Here is a 17,761-nt window from a genome sequence, read left to right as displayed (position 1 = left end):
GCGCCTCGGCGCCCCGACCCGCCGGCCTCCTCACCCGCCCTGAAGGGAACCACGCCCACGTGAAGTACATCGAGGCCCAGACACTGCCCTCGCTCGGGCACGCCGAGGTCCGGATCATCGCGCACACTCCGGAAGCCGCCCGAGCGGTCGCGGAGGCGCTCCGCCGCTGTTTCGCAGGCGCGGAACAGCGCAGCTACCCCGCCCTCGACGGCAACACCCGCCTCCACCTCACCGTGGACACGGCGACACCCGCCGGCCCCGCCCCCTCGTGGCTGGCCGCCAGCAGGACCCCCGCCGGCACCGGCGCACACTCCGACGAGATCTGAGAAGCCCCGACCGGCCCCGGAGCCCACCACACCCACACACGAAAGGACGCGGTCATGGCCACACTGCGCGAACGCAAGACCTACCGCGATCAGGTGCTCCGGATCCTGTACGAAGCCGTCGAAGGCAACCGCCTCCTCGGCATCACCGGAGCACAGCTGCGGCGCGACCTCCACGTACCGGAACAGGACCTGGCCGCCGCCTGCACCTACCTGGCGGGCGAAGGACTCATCACCGTCGACTGGGAACCCGGCAACACTCCCGCGATGGTCACCCTCACCCACGAGGGAATCCGGCACATGGAGGCAGAAGAGGAAGAGCACGGCCACGGGCCCGCCTGATCCGGGAGAGACGGCCTGCCTATATGCGGGCGAACTTCTCGGTCTGCTGGGCGAACGCCTGGGCCATGGCCGCGCTGACCGTGGGCCTGGTCTCGCCGATCGTGCGCAGGTAGTCCTCGGTGGTCGGGCGGGCCCGGGCTCCGGTGTCGAAGGTGCGCTCGAACTGGACTTGGGAGACGGTGCGCGCCACATGGGCGATGTCGGCAGGGGTGAACCCCTCGCTGGCGGTCGCCAGGACCGCGCTGTCGGCCTCCGCGCCCGCACGGGCCAGGTAGCTCTCCCACAGCGCGGTCCGCGCGCGGTCGTCGGGCGGGCCGATCGGCAGCACGTAGTCGAAACGGCCGTGCCGCAGGAACGCGGAGTCGAGCGTGGTCACGTCGTTCGTGGCGCAGACGAGCAGCCGCCCGTCCTGGCCCCGGAACCGGACGATCGCCTTGAGCAGTTCGTTGACGACGCCGACCGCGGTCGCGTCGGCGCCGCTCCGGGTCCCCGCGATCTCCTCGACCTCGTCGATGAAGACCAGGACGTGATCGAGCCGGGCGATCTCGTCGAAGCGCCGGTTCAGCCCGCTGGCCAGCCCGTATTCGGCGGCCAGCCGGGCGGGGAACAGTTCGAGGAACGGCCATCCCAGGCGGCTGGCGATCGCGTGCGCGAACGTGCTCTTTCCCGTCCCGGGCGGCCCGAAGAGCATCACGGCCCGCGGCAGCTCCACGCCGTGCTGGGAGGCCATTTCGGGATGGGCCAGCGGCAGGACCAGGCGCCGCTCGATGAGCTCCTTCTCCCGGTGCATGCCCGCGACCTTCTGCCACAGTCCCCCGGGCGGCAGCTCCGCTCCCAGCGACGCGAGCATGCTGACCGCCTGAGGGGTCACCCGCCCACGCTTCTCGAAGAAGACCAGGCCCGGACGGGCCTGGAAGCCGCAGTTGTACAGGGCGGCGGCACCGGTCTCGCCGTCGGGCAGGACCGCGTGCACCGTTCGGACGCCACCGGCGAACAGCCGGTGCTCCAAGGCCGTGATCAGGTCGCTGCCCAGACCCTGGTGCCGCCAGGCAGGCGCCATGCTGATGCGCAGGATCCACGCCCGGTCACCGTCCACCCTGCTCACCGCGGCACCGACCACCACGTCGTCCGCCGTGGCCACCACCGCCGGGTGGAGGGCCTGGAGGGCCCCCACGGCGTCCGAGAGCGGGAAAAGAGGCGGCTCTTCCGCCCGGCTGCTCTCCGCATCGACTCGGATCACCGCTTCGAGATCGTCCTGGGCGTAGTCCCTGACACGCCAACCCGTCATGATCAGCTCCGCGTGTTCGGCCGTACCCCCATCATCAGCCGATGTGCGCGGGACGCGCGCGCCAGGGCCCGCGTGCCCCGGCCGTGAGCACGTCCGGGACGCCCCACCGTGGCTCGCGAACCCGGCCCGCCCTGCTCCGCCGCCAGGCTGCCGAGAAGCCGTGGGTACGGCGCCTCTTGCTCACGCCGCGCTCTCCTACGGCCGGGGAACCGGGGTGCGTGGATCGTCGATGTCGACCTCGATCTCGAACCCCGAGGTCGAGCTGAAGCCAGCGACGTTCCGGGACAGCCGAATCCGATCGAACGGATTGGATTCCGTGAAGAACATCGCCCACATCAGCGCGCGGTCAACAGTCAAGCGTGCGATGAACCCGTCCGACCCGTACGAACCCTCGCCGCCCCACAGCAGCCCCTTCTCTCCCAGGTCCACCGCGGCAAGCCCATCGACGGAAGACACCCAGGACGGATCGCCTTCCCGCAGCTCATCGAGGTCGAAGGGGGCGAGCACCGTGAAACCCCTCGGCGCGGCGGCGTCGAGGGCGACATCGTACGAACGCCCTCCGGCGTAGTGGAGCGCGTCCCTGATGGGAAGCTCGAAATCTGCCCAGAGGCGTTCGATCGCGGTCATCCGTTTCCCCGTTTCCCCGTTTCCCGGTTTCCCGGTTTCCCGGTTTCCCCGAGAAGAACCGTCAGTGCGTGGCGAGAAGTGCGCGCTCCAGGGCGTCGAACGCATCGTGCACGCGCGACCGGTGATCGTCCGCCACGTCGGCCGCACGCTCGCCCGCGAGCAGGCGTCTGGCTGTGGCGACGTAGACGGCCCGGTACGCGGCGACGGTCAGTGCTGCCGCGAGGCGGGGGCCGGGGCCGTCACCCCCGGGGGCGGTCTCGGCCATCGCGTCCCCCAGCGCCTTCTCCACCTCCTCCACCCCTTCGCGCGCCCGCGCCCGCAGGGCGGGCGAGTCCAGCACGATACGCCAGAAGTACGGGAAGTTGTCACTCACCGCCGCCAGCGGATGGCGCTGGTCGAGGAGTTGGAGCAGCAGAGCGCGCAGAGCGGCCAGCGGGGACTCGCCGGCCGGGCGGTTTCGTACCGCGGCCGTGAAGAGTTCGACGGCTTCGGGGATCCGGTCCAGGAAGAGGTCTTCCTTGCGGGGGAAGTGGTTGAAGACCGTCATCGTGGAGACATGGGCGGCCTTGGCGACCTCCGCCACGGTCACCTGGTCGAAGCCGCGCGCCGCGAACAGCATCGTCGCCTCGTCGGAGATCCGCTGCCGGGTCTCGCGCTTCTTGCGCTCGCGCAAGGTCAGCGCCCGGTCGGCCACGTGCTCTGCGGAGCCACGCCTCTCAGTTTCCTCGATCACGGATAACACTATAGCGACTCTAAAGTTTTAGTGACTACAGTGAACGTCATGAACTCGGACTTTGACGTAGTGGTGGCCGGAGGCGGCCCGGTCGGACTGCTGCTTGCCTGCGAGCTCCGGCTCGGTGGCGCAAGCGTGGTGGTCGTCGAGCGCCGCACCGAAGTGGACCGGACCATCAAGGCAGGGTCGATCAACACATCGACCGCCGAGGCCTTCTACCGGCGCGGCATGCTGCCCGCGCTGGCCGGCGTTCAGCAGCGCTCCGTCGAGCGGTTCCAGGCGTTCGTACGCGAACAACGGCCGGGGACGACCACCCGGGCGGCCGGCCAGCCTCCTCGCACGCCGGCCACGTTCGCCGGGCACTTCGCCGGGATCATGCTGAGCGGCGGGCTGCTGGACGCGACCGACCCGGACTTCGTGAACGCCGGTCCCGCTCGGGACGTCAGCCTCGTACCGCAGCAGGAGATCGAGCGGCTGCTCGCCGAGCGCGCCCGTGAGCTCGGCGTCGAGGTGCGCAGCGGCACCGAGTTGACGGGGTTCGACGCGGACGACGGAGGAGTGGAGGTCCGCGTGGCCCGGGTGGCCGACGGGCTGGGGGAGGTGGTGCGCGCGGACTGGCTCGTGGGCTGCGACGGCGGCCGCAGCACGGTCCGCAAGCTCGCCGGGTTCGCCTTCCCCGGTACGGATCCGCAGATCACCGGGCACCAGGCGCTCGTCGAGATGGCCGGATCCCAAGCCCTGCGGCCCGGCTGGAACCACACGGACACCGGGATGTACGTGCACGGGCCGATGCCCGGTCGTATCCTCACGGTCGAGTTCGACGGCCCGCCGGCCGACCGGGAAGCGGCGGTCACCGCGGAGGAGTTGCAGGCGAGTCTGCGACACGTCTCCGGGGCCGAGGTCACGATCACCGGGGTGCGCACCGCCACCCGCTTCACCGACAACGCGCGCCAGGCGGCCGGCTACCGCGCGGGCCGGGTCCTCCTGGCGGGCGACGCCGCGCACGTCCACTCCCCGTTCGGCGGCCAGGGCCTGAACCTCGGCATCGGGGATGCGATGAACCTCGGCTGGAAGCTCGCCGCGGTCGTACGCGGCCGGGCACCGGAAGGGCTGCTGGACTCGTACACGGCAGAACGGCACCCGATCGGGGCATGGGTGCTCGACTGGACCCGGGCGCAGATCGCGTTGATGCGGCCGGAACCACAGGCCCGCGCTCTGCGCGACGTCGTCGCCGAGCTCGCCGGGTCCGTCGCCGGCACCACGTATTTCGCCAAGAAGATCTCCGGCGTCTCGCACCGGTACGACCTTCCCGGCAGTCATCCGCTGGTCGGCCGCAGCGCCCCGGATCTCGCATTCACCGACGGGACGCGCCTCGCGGACCTGCTCCACGACGGGCGGGCGCTGCTGCTCGATCTCGCCGACGACGCGCGGCTCAGGGCACACGCGCAGGGGTACGGCGAGCGCGTGCGCGTCGTCACCGCCGCCTGCCCCGGCCGACCGGAGCCGGCCGGGCTGCTCGTACGCCCCGACGGAATCGTCGCCTGGGCAGCAGATGACGGGGACGGGCTCGCCAGCGCACTGTCGCGATGGTTCGGCCGGGACGGCGGATGAGGACCGGGCGAGGCACCGGCCGCACATTCCTGTGAGAAAGGTGTTATCGCCGCGCGGCTCACGGGTCTCCTTCAGTGTCAGGCCAGGTGGGCCGTCACCTTCGAGGAGATGCGATGCGGTATCACGACGATGAGTTCACGTACGGCGCGGACGCGGACGCGGACGTGAACGGTGCCGGTGCCGGTGCCGGTGCCGGGTCGGACCGGCGCGGTCGGTCGCGCGCCGCGCGCCGAGCGGCCGGCGGCCACCGCAGGAGCCGTCGCCGGACTCCCCTGATGGCGGCGGCCGCCGTGGTCCTGCTGGCCGGGGTCGGGAGTGCCTACGCCCTCATATCCGACGAGGCTCCGGAACGCACCGCCGCGGCCGGCTCCCCCTCCGCACTCGCCGGCCGGCCGGACGCGGTGGACGGCCTGCCGGCCGCCACCGCATCTCCGGCCGCCGGCGCCGGCCCGTCGGCGACCGAGGGGACGGCGAGCCCGGGCGCCGCCGCGTCCGCACCGGCATCGGCATCCGCATCCGCGCCCGCCCCGCAGGCGAAGGACGGAGAGCAGCGCTCCGGAGCGCCGGCCACGGAACGCACGGCCAAGCCCACCGCGCCCCCGACCCGCGGTACCTCGGGGAGCGGTCCGACGGGACCGGACCCCAAGGTGCCCGGCCCGCGCACCTCGACGCAGGACGCCGCAACGGCCCAGTCGCTGTCCCTGCAACTGCTCAACAACGAACGAGCCGCCGTCGGCCGGCCTCCGCTCGCGCTCAAGCAGGACCTCAGCGACTTCGCCCGCAAGTGGGCCGAGCACATGAAGAACAACGGATTCGCCCACTCCTCGTCCGCGGACCGTGCCTACCTGAAGACGGGCTCGCGCACCTGGACCGGCGAGAACATCGTCTGGTACAGCGATGCCTCGATGACCGCCCAGGAAGCCGCCGAGAAGTTCCAGTCGATGTGGCGACACAGCTCCGGGCACTACAAGGCGCAGGTCAACCCGGACTTCACCGAGGTCGGCGTGGGCCTGTACCACGACTCCTCGGGCTGGTGGGGCGTGCACAACTTCTCCGACGGAAAGTGACGCGGCTCCTCCGTGGCCCTACCGGATGACCCCGGCCGCGCGGGCGGCCCTGAGCCAGTCCGGGAATTCCTTCATGAGGTGGCCGTAGAGGTCCGCGCCCGAGTGCGCGGCCGGCTGACCAGGCCGTCGTCGCCGCGCACCTTGCCGTCCTTCGCCAGGAGCACGGCGCAGACGCCGGACGCGGCTCCGGGCGCGGTGGCGGTCACGGTGACCGCGCAACGCCCCGTGGGCAGAGGCGCGTTACCGCCTTTGGGGAGCATGGGTGACATGGGCGGCTTCGGCTTCCTTCCGGCGGCCACTCGGACCTCGGCGGACACGTGCGCGGCCCCGTCTTGCCGAGGCACGAGCGATCCCGGGGCCGAACCCCTGAAGCAGTTCCGGGGGGGCCGCCCCCGATCACCGAACCTTCTCGTTGCGAGAAGGACTTTCTCTTGGACTTGTCGCGGAACAGCCCGGACCCTTGTGCACAGGCATGCAGGCGCCGGCGCCCCTCGCAGTCGTCGGCGGACATCCCCCCGCCCGCCCGCGCACCCACCCCCCGCGAGCACCGACGCACAGGAGCCGACGAACATGCGCACACGCCTTCTGCTGGGCCTGGCCCTCCTCTCCACCGGACTCCTCGCCGGAGCGTTCGGTTACGGGGCGGCCAACCTCGTACCCACCTTCAACGCGGTACCACTCGACATACGGCTGTCGTTCCACACCGAACTGATGAAGATGAACGGCATCACCATGCAGACGGCGATGGGCGTGTCGATCATCAGCTCGCTGACCCTCGCCGCCGTGACGCGCGGCCGTACGCGGCTGCTCGCGGGCGGGGCCGGCCTGCTGGCCCTCACGTCCCTCCTGGTCACCCGGTTCGGCAACGTCCCGATCAACAGCCGGATCAAGGACTGGGCGCACACCTCGGCCCCGGCCGATCACACGGAGGTCCTTCGGCACTGGGAGATGTTCAACGACATCCGCACCGCCGCCGCCGTGGTCGCGTTCGCGCTTCTGGTCTTCTCCGCCCTGAGAGCGCCGGCCCGCGACTGACGACGCCGCACCGGGCCCGCGCGCGCCGGCCGCGCCCTACGAGCCGGCCGGCGCCGCGGCGGCACCGGACTGCGCCGCGCGGACGATGGCCGCCGCGGCCCGGGACGCGGCCAGTACCGGACCGGTGCTCCGCGCAGCACGGCCGAGCATGAAGGCGCCCTCCAGCAGGGCGATCACCGAGCTCGCGGTCTCGTGCGCGGCGGGCTCGGCGATACCGCCGGCGAGGTAGAAGGCGGCGAGGCCGTCCGTCCAGCTCGCGAAGACCTCGGCGGTGGCCAGGCGCAGCGGTTCATGGGTGCCGGCCACCTCCAGCGCAACGGTGGCGATGGGGCACGGGTCGGTGAAGTCGAGCTCGCTCAAGGTCTGCGCCGCGGCCGTGAACGCGTCGCGGGTGACGGTGGCCATGTCCGCGGCCTCCGCCGGGGGGAAGAGGCCGGCGATCAGTTCCAGGTAGGCCGCACCCGACGTACGGATCACCTCCTCGCCGAGCTGCGTCTTGCCCCCGGGGAAGAAGTGGTAGGCCGAGCCGTACGGGGCGTCGGCCGCCGCGACGATCTGCTTCATACCGCTGGCGGCGTAGCCCTGACGCCGGAACAGCTCGGTCGCGGCGGTGACGATGCGCGCTCTGGTGTCGCCCGTGGTTCTCACACTCGCTAGTCTCTCACTAGATCGGTCTATCTAGTCGGAGGTAGCACCTTGCCCGAGATCGAACTCAGCGCAGGCGTCATCGACTTCACGGACACGGGCGGGGACGGAGAGGTCGTGGTGCTCGTCCACGGGCTCGGGTTCGACGAGTCGGTCTGGGACGAGGTGGTGCGGGAACTGCGGGCCGATTTCCGGGTGGTGGTGCCCGTACTGCCGATCGGCAGCCATCGCAGGCCCATGCGGCCGGACGCGGACCTTTCGGCGCACGGGGTCGCCGCGCTCCTGGCCGAGTTCCTGGAGCGCCTCGGCCTGCACGGCGTCACCCTGGTCCAGAACGACGCGGGCACGGCCCAGCTCCTGGTGGGCGTGCGCGACGAACGCGTCGGCCGCCTGGTGCTCACCTCGTGCGAGGCGCTGGAGAACTACCCGCCGGGCATCCAGGGCAGGACCCTGCACGCGGCCTCCCGGATCCCGGGCGGCCTGTTCCTGCTGCTGCAGTCCTTCCGCGTCCCCTTCCTCGTACGGATGGGGAGCTCGCTGGGCGGGATGGCGCAGCGGCCGATCCCGTACGCGCTGGTCCGGCGCTGGTACGGGCCCCTGCTCAGCCGGCGCGCGATCCGTCGGGATCTCGCCAAGTTCTGCCGCAGCACCCGGAAGGACACCTACCTCCAGGCCGCGGAGAAGCTCGCGGAATTCGACCGGCCCGCGCTGGTCGCCTGGGGAGCCCAGGACCGCATGATGCCGCCCGCCACGGGCCGGCGGCTCGCCGAACTGCTGCCGCATGGGCGGTATGTGGAGATCCCCGGTGCGGGCACACTCGTCCAGCTGGACAATCCCGGTGCCCTCTGCGCGGAGCTGCGCCGTTTCATCAAGGAGACCGCCTGAGGCCCGGTCCGCGGCCGGCGTCCGTCCGACGGGACGCGGAGCCTGCCGCACGTCCCCTCGCGGTGCGCCGGAGCGGCCGGTACGGCGCGGCCACACGGCAAAGCCCCAGGCCGATGACCTGGGGCTGCTGCCATACCGGGGGGCGACGGCCGGGTGGCCGGGTGGCCGGGTGGCCGGGTGGCCGGGTGGATCAGCCGACGGCCTTCTTGATGAGCTCGGCGATCAGCGTCTCGTCGGCCGGGGTCAGCTTCGTCAGGGCGTACGAGGTGGGCCACATCGTGCCCTCGTCCAGGTGGGCCGGGTCGCTGAAACCGAGGGTGGCGTAGCGGGTCTTGAACTTCTGCGCGCTCTGGAAGAAGCAGAGCACCTTGCCGGCCTTGGCGTACGCGGGCATCCCGTACCAGAGCTTCGGGGCGAGGTCCGGGGCGGCGGCCCTGATGATGGCGTGGAGCCGTTCGGCGAGGACGCGGTCCGCGTCCTCCATCTCGGCGATCTTCGCCAGGACCTCGACCTCCGGATCCGGCTTGGCGGCGCGCGCCCCGCGCCGCCCGGCGGCCCGCAGCTCCTGGGCACGCTCCTTGATCGCATCCCGTTCCGCATCCGTGAAGCCGTCGGCCTTCTCCTCGGCCGCGCCGGTGTTCCTCGTCGGCGTCTGCGTGCCCTTCATCTGCGGGTTCCTCTCTCACGAAGCTCGATCGGGTGGTGCGGGTCAGGGTCGGTGCAGGAATCAGGCCGTGGGGGCCGGGGCCGGCACCGCGGCCTCCCACGCGAAGCCGTCGGGGTCGGTGAAGGGCCCGCCGGCGCCGCCGATCACGAGCCGGTGGGAGCCGGAGCCGTCGATCGGGACGCCGGCGTCCTTGGCGAGGGCGCGGCGCCCGTACAGCGCCACCTTGAAGGGACTCGACGGGGTGGCGAACTCGACGTACTTGCTGCCGAAGCTCTTGGCCACGGCGAGGCCGCGGTCGACGTAGAACTGCTTGCTCGCGGACACGTCGGCGGCCCCCAGCAGGAGCACGATGTCGTCGATCCGCCCGGTGACCGGGCCGGTGTCCCGCTTCGCCGACGTCGCGAGCTTCCAGATCGTCCCGTCCGGGGCCTGTACGACCGCGGCGTAGCCCCAGAACGACTTCGAGGCGGGCTTCAGCACGGTGGCACCGGCTTCGACGGCGGCGCCGGCCAGGGCGTCCACGTCGGCCGGCCGGGGGACGGTGAGCGAGAGCACGAACCCGCGGAAGCCGGTCGTCGGTGCTTCCGAGGCACGCAGGCGGACCTGCACGCCCGGAGCGAAGGCGGTGTAGAAGCGGTGGGCGGCCGTGGTGTCGGCCACCTCAAGGGTGAGGGTTTCGATGGAGGCCATGAACATCACGCTAGTTGGGGCGCCGGGGCGGACGCTTCTCGAATCCTGACCGGTCCGGCCGGTCCGGCCGGTCCGGTCGGCCGTCGGGCGGCGCGCGGATACGCGTCGGGCGCCATGCCGACCAGCTCGGTGAAGCGGGCGCTGAAGATGCCCGGCGTCGGGCAGCCGACGGCGCGGCGGACCTCGGCGAGGCCGAGGTCGCCACCCCGCAGCAGGGCCGTCGCGCGCTGGATGCGGCGCGCCGTCAGGTAGGCGTACGGGGACGCGCCGTAGGCGAGCCGGAACTGGCGGCCGAGGTGCCCGGCCGCCATGTCCGCGGCGCGGGCGAGCTCCTCGACGTCGAGCGGACGGGCGTACTCCCGGTCGATCCGGTCCCGGACGCGGCGCAGCCGTGCCAGGTCCTTCAGGTGCGAAGCCTCGATCAGTGCCTGTCTCCACGCGGGACCACACATGGCGGACCCCCCTTCGTCGGTGTACGGGATCAGCGGAGTTCTTGGATGCGGATCAGGTTGCCCGCGGGGTCGCGGAAGGCGCAGTCGCGGACGCCGTACGGCTGCTCGGTCGGCTCCTGGACGACCTCGGCGTCGCCGGCCTGGATCTTCTCGAAGGTGCTGTCGAGGTTCTTGGTGGCGAGGAGGATCCAGCCGTAGGTGCCCTTCGCCATCATCTCGGCGATGGTGCGGCGCTCCGCCTCGGTGACACCGGGGTCGACGGCCGGCGGGGCGAGGAGGATCGACGTGCCGGGCTGGTCGGCGGGGCCGACCGTGATCCAGCGCATCTTGCCCTGGCCGACGTCGCTGCGGACCTCGAAGCCGAGGACGTCGCGGTAAAAGGCCACGGCGGCGTCCGGGTCGTCCTGCGGGAGGGTGCTCATGTGAATGCTGATGTCCATGTCCGTCACGGTAACTGCGCCTGGACCAAGGGCGCTTCTCGAATCCTGACCGATTCCGGCCCCTCCTGCGGCTCCTCCTGCAGGCTCTCCTCCGGGCCCCTGTCCTGACCCCTGCCGGGGCGGGAATCGTCCGGCCGGGGCCACGGGGAACCTCGCCCGCGCCGCCCCCGACGCGACCCGGTCCGCGGGGGGCCGACCCGGTGTCCGTGATCACCACGGGTTGCGGCCGGGCGGGGGACCGGGGGACGGGCTCTCGGGCCGCCGTCGGCGCAGCTCAGGGCGGTGTCTTCACCCGGGCGGCCCGAAGCCCGGGCGATCTTCCCGGTGTGCGGCGCCCGACGCGTCGGCATAGGTCTGTGTTCGTAGGCGTCGCAGACGCCCTCTGCCCCCGCACGGGCACCCGCCGCTCCAGCCCCCTCTGGTGAGGAGTCACATGTCACGTATCAAGCGTCGATCCGCCCCTCGCGCCGCTCGCCGAGCTGCCCGCAGGGCCGCGATCTCCGTCCTCGCGGCCACCGCCGCCCTGGTCACCGCCGTCCCGGCAGCCGCGCACGACGGTTCGGCCCGCCCCGAGGAGAAGGCGGCCCTCGGCGCCGAACACGCCCAGGAGCATACGAAGGTCCGCGAGCAGCTCCTCAAGCTGGGCGGGTACTCCCAGCTCGCCCGGATCGACAGCCTGAACTCACTGACCCGGTCCCAGGCGGACGTGAACGCGCGCTTCCACCCCAAGGCGTTCGGGCAGTTCGCCGAGTACTTCCAGTCCCCGGACTTCGCCGCCCACATCGCCATGCTCCCGACCGGCAAGGTGCTGCTCTTCTCCTTCGAGCGCATGGAGACCGACCCGACCGAGGAGCCCGCACCGACCAACACCCTCGGCGCGGCCAACGCGGGCCGCGCCTTCCTGTGGGACCCGCGCCGCGGCACCGGAGCGGACGCCTTCAAGAAGGTCACCCCGCCCGAGCTGGTCGTGCCCGACGGCACCGGCGAGAAGCGCCCGGCGCCCTTCTTCTGCGCCGGACACGCCTTCCTGCCCAACGGCATGGTCGGCGTCTTCGGCGGCAACCTCGGCTACGGCGGCGGCGCCGGCGCCAAGCTGTCGCTGGTCTTCGACCCGTGGACCGAGAGCTGGTCCGTGAACAAGGACATGGAGGTCGGCCGCTGGTACCCCTCCGTGGCCACCGCCCCCGACGGCCGCCTGCTGATCATGTCCGGCCACACCGACCAGGGCTGGGGCACCTCCACCTCCGTCATCGAGCGCTTCCCCGCCAAGAGCCACCCCGTCCCCTTCGAGAAGACCCTGATCCCGAGGGACGTCCCGACGGACACCCTGCGCGTGGACGCGCCCTTCGGTACCGACAGCGACTACCCGCACCTGTTCACCCTGCGCGACGGCAAGGTGTACGGCCTGGGCCGGCACGCCGCCAAGCAGTGGGCCTTCGACCCGGTCGCGGAGACCCGTACGGACCTGCCCGCGCGCCCCGACGGCGTGCACCGCGGCTACGGCTCCGCCGTGGCGCTGCCCGCCGGACTGCGCGGCCCGGACTCCGTACTGGTCCTCGGCGGCGACCGGGACGACCCCAACACCTACCGGCTCACGAGCGGCGGCGCCTGGGAGAAGCAGCAGCCCCGCGCCTTCGGCCGGACGCAGGACGACACGCTGCTGCTCCCGGACGCGAGCCTGCTGACCGTCAACGGCGCCTACGGCATCCGGGACTACGGCAACGGCGACTACAACCCCAAGTCCGATCTGAAGTACCGGCAGATCGAGACCCGCAACGCGCTGGGCGAGTGGAAGCTGGGACCGGCGCAGCGGCTGCCGCGCGGCTACCACTCCAACGCCCTCGTGCTCCCGGACGGCCGGGTCATGGTCACCGGTGACGAGCTGCAGCAGCTCGCCAACGACCCGAAGATCGACGACGACATGAACGGCAGCATCGAGATCTTCGAGCCGGCCTACCTCCACCGGGGCAGCCGCCCGGCCCTCGACCGCGCCCCCGAAGGACCGCTGGGGTACAACACCGCCTTCAACGTGGGGACCTCCACGCCCGACCAGGTCAAGAAGGCCGTCCTGCTGGCCCCGACCACGGCGACGCACGCGCTCAACACCAGCCAGCGCCACCTGGAACTGGGCATCGTCAAGCGCCAGGGGAACAGCCTGCGCCTGCAGGCACCGCCCTCGGCCAATGACGTCCCGCCCGGCTACTACATGCTCTTCCTGCTGGACGAGAACGGGGTGCCGAGCGCGGCCAAGTGGGTCTCCTTCCGGTAGCCCGCCGGGTAATCCGCCGGGCCTCCCGCCCCACGACACAGCCCCAGGCGATGCGCCTGGGGCTGTGCGGTGTCGCCGCCCGCGGCCGGCCGGCGGTCGTCAGCGGTGGCGCAGCGCGTTCTGGGAGTCGACGTACTTCAGCATGAGGCGGGCGAAGTCGAGGCGGTCACGCTCGCTCCAGTCGGCCGTCACGTACTCGAAGGCCGCGCGCTGGTGCCGCCGGAAGCGGTCCATCATGTCCCGGCCCTCAGGGCTGAGGTGCAGGATCGTTCGGCGGCCGTCCTGCTGGGAGGCGGCGCGTACGAGGTAGCCGGCCGAGATGCCGTCGGACACCATGCGGCTGGCCACCGAGGGGTCGACGCCCAGGTGCTCGGCCACGCCGCCGACGGTGATCTCACGGCCGTCGCCCTGTTCGGCCTCCAGGACGATGTTGAGGACCAGGGTGCGGCTGAGGTCCTTCGGGGAGATCGGGTTCTCGACCTCCAGGAGCGAGGAGCGCCGCAGTTTCCCGAACGCCGGGCCCACGGCGTCCAGCAGTTCCTCGTCGGTCGCCGGCTCGTGCTTCGTCATGCCCCTCATCGTACATACGTGAGCTCACACAAGCATGTGTTGACGCGAAAACGTGTGCATGCGAGCATGCATATGTCATCACGAACGAATGGAGCTCTCGTGACCATCCTCATCACCGGCGCGCGCGGCAAGGTCGGCCGGGCCGTCGTCGACCGCCTGCACTCCGCCGGTCTCCCCGTCCGGGCCGCCAGCGCCCGCCCCGCCGAACTGTCCGTCCCGGCCGGCGTCGAGACCGCCGAGCTCGTCCTGGACCGGCCCGAGACCTTCGCCGCCGCGCTCCGCGGCGTCCGCCAGGTCTTCCTCTACCCGCAGCCCGCCGGCATCCACGACCTGATCAAGGCCGCCGAGGCCGCCGGGGTCGAGCACGTCGTCCTGCTGTCCTCGTCCTCGGTGCTCGCCCCGGACGCCGAGACCGACCCGCTCGCGAGCCACAGCCTGAGGGTCGAGCGCGCCCTCGCCGACTCCGGTCTGACCTGCACGTTCCTACGTCCCGACGCCTTCGCCAGCAACGCGCTGGGCTGGGCCTGGCCCGTCGGCCGGTCCCTGCCGGTCCAGCTCGCCTACCCGGACGCGCAGATCGCGCCCATCCACCCCGAGGACATCGCGGACATCGCCGCCCTGGCCCTGACCGGGGACTCCCTCACCGGCCGCGCGCTCACCCTGACCGGCTCCGAGCCGCTCTCCTTCCGCGAGCAGCTCGCCGTCCTCTCGGAGACCCTCGGCCGCGCGATCCCGGTCGAACACATCACCCGAGCCGAGGCGGAAGAGCAGATGGGCCGGCACATGCCCGCCCCGATGGTGTCCTCGCTGCTCGACCTGTGGGAGGCCGCCGACCGCGGTCCCGCCGCCATCGGCGAGACCACCGGGTCCCTGCTCGGCGTACCCGCCCGCACCTACCGGCAGTGGGCCCGCGAGAACGCGGACGCCTTCACCGGCCGCTGACCCGCTGACCCACCGGCCCCGGCCCCCCGGCCTTCCGGCCCCCCGGCCTTCCGACCTTCCGAAGGAGCAGGACATGAAGCCCATCGGCTACTGGCTCAACCGCACGGACCAGGCCCTCACCGCCTCCATGGACGCCCTGCTGGCCGACTTCGGCCTCACCCGGCTCGGCTGGCAGGTCCTCAACGTCGTCAAGGACGACCCGCGGGCCACCGACACCGCCGTCCTGACCGCCCTGGCCGCGGGCGCCGACGCCGCGGCGCTGGCCTCGGCCGTCGCATCGGTGCTCACCGGCGGCTGGGCGACCCGCCCGCAGCCGGACCGCCTCGCCCTGACCGACGACGGCCGCGCCCGCCTCGCCGAGGTCGCCCGTCGCGTCGACGCCTTCCGCGAGCTGTCGGCGACGGGGATCACCCGCGAGGAGTACGTCACCGCCGTCACCGTCCTGGAGCGCATGACCCGCAACCTCACCGAGCCGCGAGACGGGTCTGCGGCTCGGCCGTGACCGGCCGCGCGGAGCTCTTCGGGCCCCGCAGGACGTGCCCGCGCCCCTGCAGGAACCGGGCGGCGATCGGAACCCGTGAATCGATCCGTCGCGGATTATCGGCAACCGGACTACCGCTCAGGCCAGGAGCTTGGCCTTGGCCCGGTCGAATTCCTCCTGGGTGATGTCGCCCTTGTCCTTGAGGGCGGAGAGTTTGTGCAGCTCGTCCGCCGAGCCCGATCCGGCCCCGGCCGTCTGCTGCACGTACGTGCGGAAGGCCGCCTGCTGCTCCTCGGCCTGCTTCTGGTCGCGTTCGCGCATGCTGTGCCCGCGCGCGATCAGGTACACGAGGATGCCGAGGAACGGCACCACCAGCACGAAGATGAGCCAGCCCGCCTTCCCCCAGCCGCCCAGGGTGTGGTCACGGAAGATGTCCGTGATGACCTTGAAGAGGAGGAAGAACCACATGACCCACAGGAAGAACCACATCATCGTCCAGAAGACGTTGAGCAGCGGGTAATCGTCCATGCCCGACTCCGATCGTGCACAAGGTCCTTCATTCATACAGGCGACCCCGGCGGTCCGCATGCGGAGCGCCGGCTCCGGTCGCGCGACGGGCTCCCGGCCGTTCTCCTGAAGCCATGGAACGCAACGCAGCCGAACAGCGCCGGCGCGTCCTGGTGGGCCACCTCCTGCGCTCTGTGCTCTCGGCCGCCCTCCTCACGTGGCTCTACTACGTGGTGCCCCTGGAGGGCGGGTTCGGCATCACCACCGTCCTGACGCTGGCGATCGGCCTGGTGGTCTTCGGGCTGCTGACGGCCTGGCAGATCACCGCCGTCTCCCACGCGCAGTTCCCCCGGATGCGCGCCCTGGAGGCGCTGGCCACCGGCGTGCCGCTGTTCCTGGTGCTGTTCTCCGCCACGTACTACCTGCTCGCCACGCAGGACCCCGCTTCGTTCTCGGAGCCGCTGACCCGCACGGACGCCCTCTACTTCACGATCACCGTGTTCGCCACCGTGGGATTCGGGGACATCGTCGCCACCACCGAGGGCGGCCGGGTGCTGGTCACCTTCCAGATGATCGCCGACCTGATCCTCATCGGGGTGATCGCCAAAGCACTGGTCGGGGCGATCAAAATCGGCATACACAGGCGCGGTTCGGAGGCTCCCGGCCTGGAGGACGAACCCTGAGCGGCGAAGTGTGCCCCCGGGGTGGACCATCGAGGAAGCGGAAAGGAAGTGAGCCATGCCGCAGTCGCGCCCTCGATCCGAACCGCACCCCGGCGGAACGCAGCCGCAGGAGGCCGACGTCCTCAGGCAGACCCTCCGCAGCCCCGGATACCTCAAGCTGCTGGTCTTCTGCGCCCTCATCAGCATCCCGGTGTCCCTCGCGTCGTTCTGGTTCCTCGCCGCACTGCACAAGATGGAACACGCGATGTGGGCGGAACTCCCCGCGGCCCTGGGCTGGAACGTCCCGCCCTGGTGGTGGCCACTGCCCCTGCTGCTCGTCGCCGGTGTCGTGGTCGGCCTGGTCGTCCCGCACATGCGCGGCAACGGCGGTCACCTCCCCGCGGCCGGCCTGAACACCGGCGGGGCCTCGGCCGGCGTCCTGCCCGGCGTCGTGATCGCGGCGGTGGCCAGTCTGACGCTCGGCGCGGTCCTGGGTCCCGAGGCCCCGCTGATCGCCCTCGGCGGCGGGCTGGCCCTGCTGTTCCGCAACCTCGCGCAGGTACCGGTGACCCCCCAGGGCACCGCGCTCATCGGCGCGGCGGGAGCCGCGGCGGCCATCTCCACGATCTTCGGGAATCCGCTGATCGCCGCGGTGATGCTGATCGAGGTGGCGGGCGTGGGCGGACCGCAGCTGTTCGCCGTGATGCTGCCGTCCCTGCTGTCCGCCGGGGTCGGGGACCTGGTCTTCACGGGCCTCGGGCGCTGGACCGGACTGCCGATCGGGAGCCTGAAACTCGAACTGGGCGTACCCGTGCCCCACCTGGACGTGCCCGACGTGCTCTGGGCCGTGCTCATCGCCGCGGCCCTGGCCCTCGCCCTGCACCCGGTGCTGACCGGCGCCCGGGTGATCGCCGCGTACGTCCTCGCACGGCCCCTCCTGCGGACCGTCCAGTGCGCGCTGGCCGCCGCGGCCTGCGCCAGCCTCTACGCGCTCATCACCGGCCTCACGCCCGCCGATGTCACCGGGTCGGGCCAGGCGCTGATCGGCAGGCTGGCCGCCGACCCGCACGCCTGGGGCGTGGGCGCGCTGATCGGCGTACTCGTCTTCAAGGGCGCCGGCTTCGCCATCTGCCTCGGCAGCCTGCGCGGCGGCCCCGTCTTCCCGTCGCTCTGCCTCGGCGCCGTGGCGGGCGTCCTGCTCGGGCCGCTGCCCGGTCTCGGCATCGTGCCCGCGATGGGAGCGGGCATGGCGGCGACCACCGCCAGCGCGCTGCGGCTGCCGGTGAGCAGCGTGGTGCTGGTGGTCCTGATGCTCGGCGGCACCGCCATGATCCCGGTGGTGATCATCGCGACCGTGGTCGCCTTCGTGGTCACCGAGTTGCTGCCCGTGGGACCCCCGATCCCCGACCTGCCGGCCGTACCCGCGAAGCCTGCCGCGCCCGCCGAGCCCGCGGCGAAGTAGCGCGAAGCAGACGGAGAGGACCCCGCCCGGGAAGCCGGGCGGGGTCCTCTCCGTGGGGTCGGC

At 71.9% G+C, this 17,761-nt stretch carries 22 protein-coding genes; 11 read left to right on the top strand and 11 right to left on the bottom strand.

Features of this window, described 5'->3' with window-relative positions:
• Positions 1-59: 59 nt before the first annotated feature.
• Together ACFY04_RS06130 and ACFY04_RS06125 are read left to right on the top strand one after the other, a co-directional pair.
• Positions 60-326, top strand: a complete 267-nt coding sequence (locus tag ACFY04_RS06130; protein ID WP_389114423.1) for a hypothetical protein — start codon at positions 60-62, stop codon at positions 324-326.
• Between the two features lie 54 nt (positions 327-380).
• Positions 381-665, top strand: coding sequence for a hypothetical protein (locus tag ACFY04_RS06125; RefSeq protein ID WP_389114422.1), 285 nt, complete (start codon positions 381-383; stop codon positions 663-665).
• A 19-nt stretch (positions 666-684) separates the two neighbouring features.
• Here ACFY04_RS06125 and ACFY04_RS06120 read toward each other — a convergent pair whose 3' ends face one another.
• The 3 genes from ACFY04_RS06120 to ACFY04_RS06110 form a co-directional block, all read right to left on the bottom strand.
• Positions 685-1,953: an ATP-binding protein gene (locus ACFY04_RS06120; RefSeq protein WP_389114421.1), complete on the bottom strand. Its 1,269-nt coding sequence runs from the start codon at positions 1,951-1,953 to the stop codon at positions 685-687.
• A 195-nt stretch (positions 1,954-2,148) separates the two neighbouring features.
• Positions 2,149-2,580, bottom strand: a complete 432-nt coding sequence (locus ACFY04_RS06115) for a hypothetical protein (protein ID WP_389114420.1) — start codon at positions 2,578-2,580, stop codon at positions 2,149-2,151.
• A gap of 61 nt (positions 2,581-2,641) precedes the next feature.
• The gene (locus ACFY04_RS06110; RefSeq protein ID WP_389114833.1) at positions 2,642-3,310 is read right to left on the bottom strand and encodes a TetR/AcrR family transcriptional regulator; all 669 of its coding nucleotides are present in this window, start codon (positions 3,308-3,310) and stop codon (positions 2,642-2,644) included.
• 51 nt (positions 3,311-3,361) lie between these two features.
• On the opposite strand from ACFY04_RS06110, the gene ACFY04_RS06105 reads away from it, so the two are divergent.
• A complete protein-coding gene (locus tag ACFY04_RS06105; RefSeq protein ID WP_389114419.1) occupies positions 3,362-4,924 on the top strand; it encodes an FAD-dependent oxidoreductase in 1,563 nt (520 codons plus the stop codon).
• A 113-nt stretch (positions 4,925-5,037) separates the two neighbouring features.
• On the top strand, positions 5,038-5,991 hold the full coding sequence (locus tag ACFY04_RS06100; protein WP_389114418.1) for a CAP domain-containing protein: 954 nt from the start codon (positions 5,038-5,040) through the stop codon (positions 5,989-5,991).
• Positions 5,992-6,062: 71 nt separating this feature from the next.
• Here ACFY04_RS06100 and ACFY04_RS06095 read toward each other — a convergent pair whose 3' ends face one another.
• A complete protein-coding gene (locus ACFY04_RS06095) occupies positions 6,063-6,197 on the bottom strand; it encodes a hypothetical protein (RefSeq protein ID WP_389114417.1) in 135 nt (44 codons plus the stop codon).
• 364 nt (positions 6,198-6,561) lie between these two features.
• Between ACFY04_RS06095 and ACFY04_RS06090 the strand changes: the two genes are divergently transcribed.
• Entirely contained in the window at positions 6,562-7,026 is a 465-nt protein-coding gene (locus ACFY04_RS06090; protein WP_389114416.1) for an anthrone oxygenase family protein, read from the top strand.
• A gap of 36 nt (positions 7,027-7,062) precedes the next feature.
• On the opposite strand, the gene ACFY04_RS06085 is transcribed toward ACFY04_RS06090, so the two are convergent.
• A complete protein-coding gene (locus ACFY04_RS06085; protein WP_389114415.1) occupies positions 7,063-7,674 on the bottom strand; it encodes a TetR/AcrR family transcriptional regulator in 612 nt (203 codons plus the stop codon).
• 48 nt (positions 7,675-7,722) lie between these two features.
• Here ACFY04_RS06085 and ACFY04_RS06080 point away from each other — a divergent pair, with 48 nt between their 5' ends.
• Positions 7,723-8,556, top strand: coding sequence for an alpha/beta fold hydrolase (locus tag ACFY04_RS06080; protein WP_389114414.1), 834 nt, complete (start codon positions 7,723-7,725; stop codon positions 8,554-8,556).
• A gap of 190 nt (positions 8,557-8,746) precedes the next feature.
• Here the strand turns inward: ACFY04_RS06080 and ACFY04_RS06075 are convergent, their stop codons facing one another.
• Genes ACFY04_RS06075 through ACFY04_RS06060 form a run of 4 tightly spaced genes read right to left on the bottom strand, consistent with a single transcriptional unit; the run spans position 8,747 to position 10,805 of the window.
• Positions 8,747-9,223, bottom strand: coding sequence for an iron chaperone (locus tag ACFY04_RS06075; RefSeq protein ID WP_389114413.1), 477 nt, complete (start codon positions 9,221-9,223; stop codon positions 8,747-8,749).
• 60 nt (positions 9,224-9,283) lie between these two features.
• Positions 9,284-9,913, bottom strand: a complete 630-nt coding sequence (locus tag ACFY04_RS06070) for a glyoxalase (RefSeq protein WP_389114412.1) — start codon at positions 9,911-9,913, stop codon at positions 9,284-9,286.
• Between the two features lie 5 nt (positions 9,914-9,918).
• On the bottom strand, positions 9,919-10,365 hold the full coding sequence (locus ACFY04_RS06065; protein WP_389114411.1) for a helix-turn-helix transcriptional regulator: 447 nt from the start codon (positions 10,363-10,365) through the stop codon (positions 9,919-9,921).
• Between the two features lie 29 nt (positions 10,366-10,394).
• Entirely contained in the window at positions 10,395-10,805 is a 411-nt protein-coding gene (locus tag ACFY04_RS06060) for a VOC family protein (protein WP_030011646.1), read from the bottom strand.
• 433 nt (positions 10,806-11,238) lie between these two features.
• Between ACFY04_RS06060 and ACFY04_RS06055 the strand changes: the two genes are divergently transcribed.
• Positions 11,239-13,074 carry a galactose oxidase-like domain-containing protein gene (locus ACFY04_RS06055; protein WP_389114410.1) on the top strand — a complete coding sequence of 612 codons (1,836 nt, stop codon included), beginning with the start codon at positions 11,239-11,241 and terminating at the stop codon, positions 13,072-13,074.
• A gap of 99 nt (positions 13,075-13,173) precedes the next feature.
• On the opposite strand, the gene ACFY04_RS06050 is transcribed toward ACFY04_RS06055, so the two are convergent.
• A complete protein-coding gene (locus tag ACFY04_RS06050) occupies positions 13,174-13,644 on the bottom strand; it encodes a MarR family winged helix-turn-helix transcriptional regulator (protein ID WP_389114409.1) in 471 nt (156 codons plus the stop codon).
• A gap of 99 nt (positions 13,645-13,743) precedes the next feature.
• Here ACFY04_RS06050 and ACFY04_RS06045 point away from each other — a divergent pair, with 99 nt between their 5' ends.
• Together ACFY04_RS06045 and ACFY04_RS06040 are read left to right on the top strand one after the other, a co-directional pair.
• A complete protein-coding gene (locus tag ACFY04_RS06045; RefSeq protein ID WP_389114408.1) occupies positions 13,744-14,586 on the top strand; it encodes an SDR family oxidoreductase in 843 nt (280 codons plus the stop codon).
• A gap of 73 nt (positions 14,587-14,659) precedes the next feature.
• Complete coding sequence (locus tag ACFY04_RS06040; protein WP_389114407.1) at positions 14,660-15,088, top strand: MarR family transcriptional regulator; 429 nt, start codon at positions 14,660-14,662, stop codon at positions 15,086-15,088.
• A gap of 117 nt (positions 15,089-15,205) precedes the next feature.
• On the opposite strand, the gene ACFY04_RS06035 is transcribed toward ACFY04_RS06040, so the two are convergent.
• Entirely contained in the window at positions 15,206-15,595 is a 390-nt protein-coding gene (locus ACFY04_RS06035) for an SHOCT domain-containing protein (RefSeq protein WP_389114406.1), read from the bottom strand.
• 113 nt (positions 15,596-15,708) lie between these two features.
• Here ACFY04_RS06035 and ACFY04_RS06030 point away from each other — a divergent pair, with 113 nt between their 5' ends.
• Positions 15,709-16,257: a potassium channel family protein gene (locus ACFY04_RS06030; protein ID WP_389114405.1), complete on the top strand. Its 549-nt coding sequence runs from the start codon at positions 15,709-15,711 to the stop codon at positions 16,255-16,257.
• A 55-nt stretch (positions 16,258-16,312) separates the two neighbouring features.
• On the top strand, positions 16,313-17,698 hold the full coding sequence (locus tag ACFY04_RS06025; protein ID WP_389114404.1) for a chloride channel protein: 1,386 nt from the start codon (positions 16,313-16,315) through the stop codon (positions 17,696-17,698).
• The last annotated feature ends 63 nt before the right edge of the window (positions 17,699-17,761 follow it).

Origin of the sequence: Streptomyces sp. NPDC001549 (genome assembly GCF_042894025.1) — a bacterium.
Classification (GTDB): Bacteria; Actinomycetota; Actinomycetes; order Streptomycetales; family Streptomycetaceae; genus Streptomyces; species Streptomyces kutzneri.
Note: the sequence above shows the minus strand (reverse complement) of the source record. Positions and strands in the feature narration are given on the sequence as shown.

Coding starts and splice junctions, on each gene's coding strand:
- ACFY04_RS06060 (WP_030011646.1), bottom strand. CDS start 10,805: ATGGACATCAGCATTCACATGAGCACCCTCCCGCAGGACGACCCGGAC.
- ACFY04_RS06120 (WP_389114421.1), bottom strand. CDS start 1,953: ATGACGGGTTGGCGTGTCAGGGACTACGCCCAGGACGATCTCGAAGCG.
- ACFY04_RS06100 (WP_389114418.1), top strand. CDS start 5,038: ATGCGGTATCACGACGATGAGTTCACGTACGGCGCGGACGCGGACGCG.
- ACFY04_RS06025 (WP_389114404.1), top strand. CDS start 16,313: ATGCCGCAGTCGCGCCCTCGATCCGAACCGCACCCCGGCGGAACGCAG.
- ACFY04_RS06090 (WP_389114416.1), top strand. CDS start 6,562: ATGCGCACACGCCTTCTGCTGGGCCTGGCCCTCCTCTCCACCGGACTC.
- ACFY04_RS06105 (WP_389114419.1), top strand. CDS start 3,362: ATGAACTCGGACTTTGACGTAGTGGTGGCCGGAGGCGGCCCGGTCGGA.
- ACFY04_RS06040 (WP_389114407.1), top strand. CDS start 14,660: ATGAAGCCCATCGGCTACTGGCTCAACCGCACGGACCAGGCCCTCACC.
- ACFY04_RS06075 (WP_389114413.1), bottom strand. CDS start 9,223: ATGAAGGGCACGCAGACGCCGACGAGGAACACCGGCGCGGCCGAGGAG.
- ACFY04_RS06115 (WP_389114420.1), bottom strand. CDS start 2,580: ATGACCGCGATCGAACGCCTCTGGGCAGATTTCGAGCTTCCCATCAGG.
- ACFY04_RS06065 (WP_389114411.1), bottom strand. CDS start 10,365: ATGTGTGGTCCCGCGTGGAGACAGGCACTGATCGAGGCTTCGCACCTG.
- ACFY04_RS06050 (WP_389114409.1), bottom strand. CDS start 13,644: ATGACGAAGCACGAGCCGGCGACCGACGAGGAACTGCTGGACGCCGTG.
- ACFY04_RS06030 (WP_389114405.1), top strand. CDS start 15,709: ATGGAACGCAACGCAGCCGAACAGCGCCGGCGCGTCCTGGTGGGCCAC.
- ACFY04_RS06125 (WP_389114422.1), top strand. CDS start 381: ATGGCCACACTGCGCGAACGCAAGACCTACCGCGATCAGGTGCTCCGG.
- ACFY04_RS06055 (WP_389114410.1), top strand. CDS start 11,239: ATGTCACGTATCAAGCGTCGATCCGCCCCTCGCGCCGCTCGCCGAGCT.
- ACFY04_RS06035 (WP_389114406.1), bottom strand. CDS start 15,595: ATGGACGATTACCCGCTGCTCAACGTCTTCTGGACGATGATGTGGTTC.
- ACFY04_RS06070 (WP_389114412.1), bottom strand. CDS start 9,913: ATGGCCTCCATCGAAACCCTCACCCTTGAGGTGGCCGACACCACGGCC.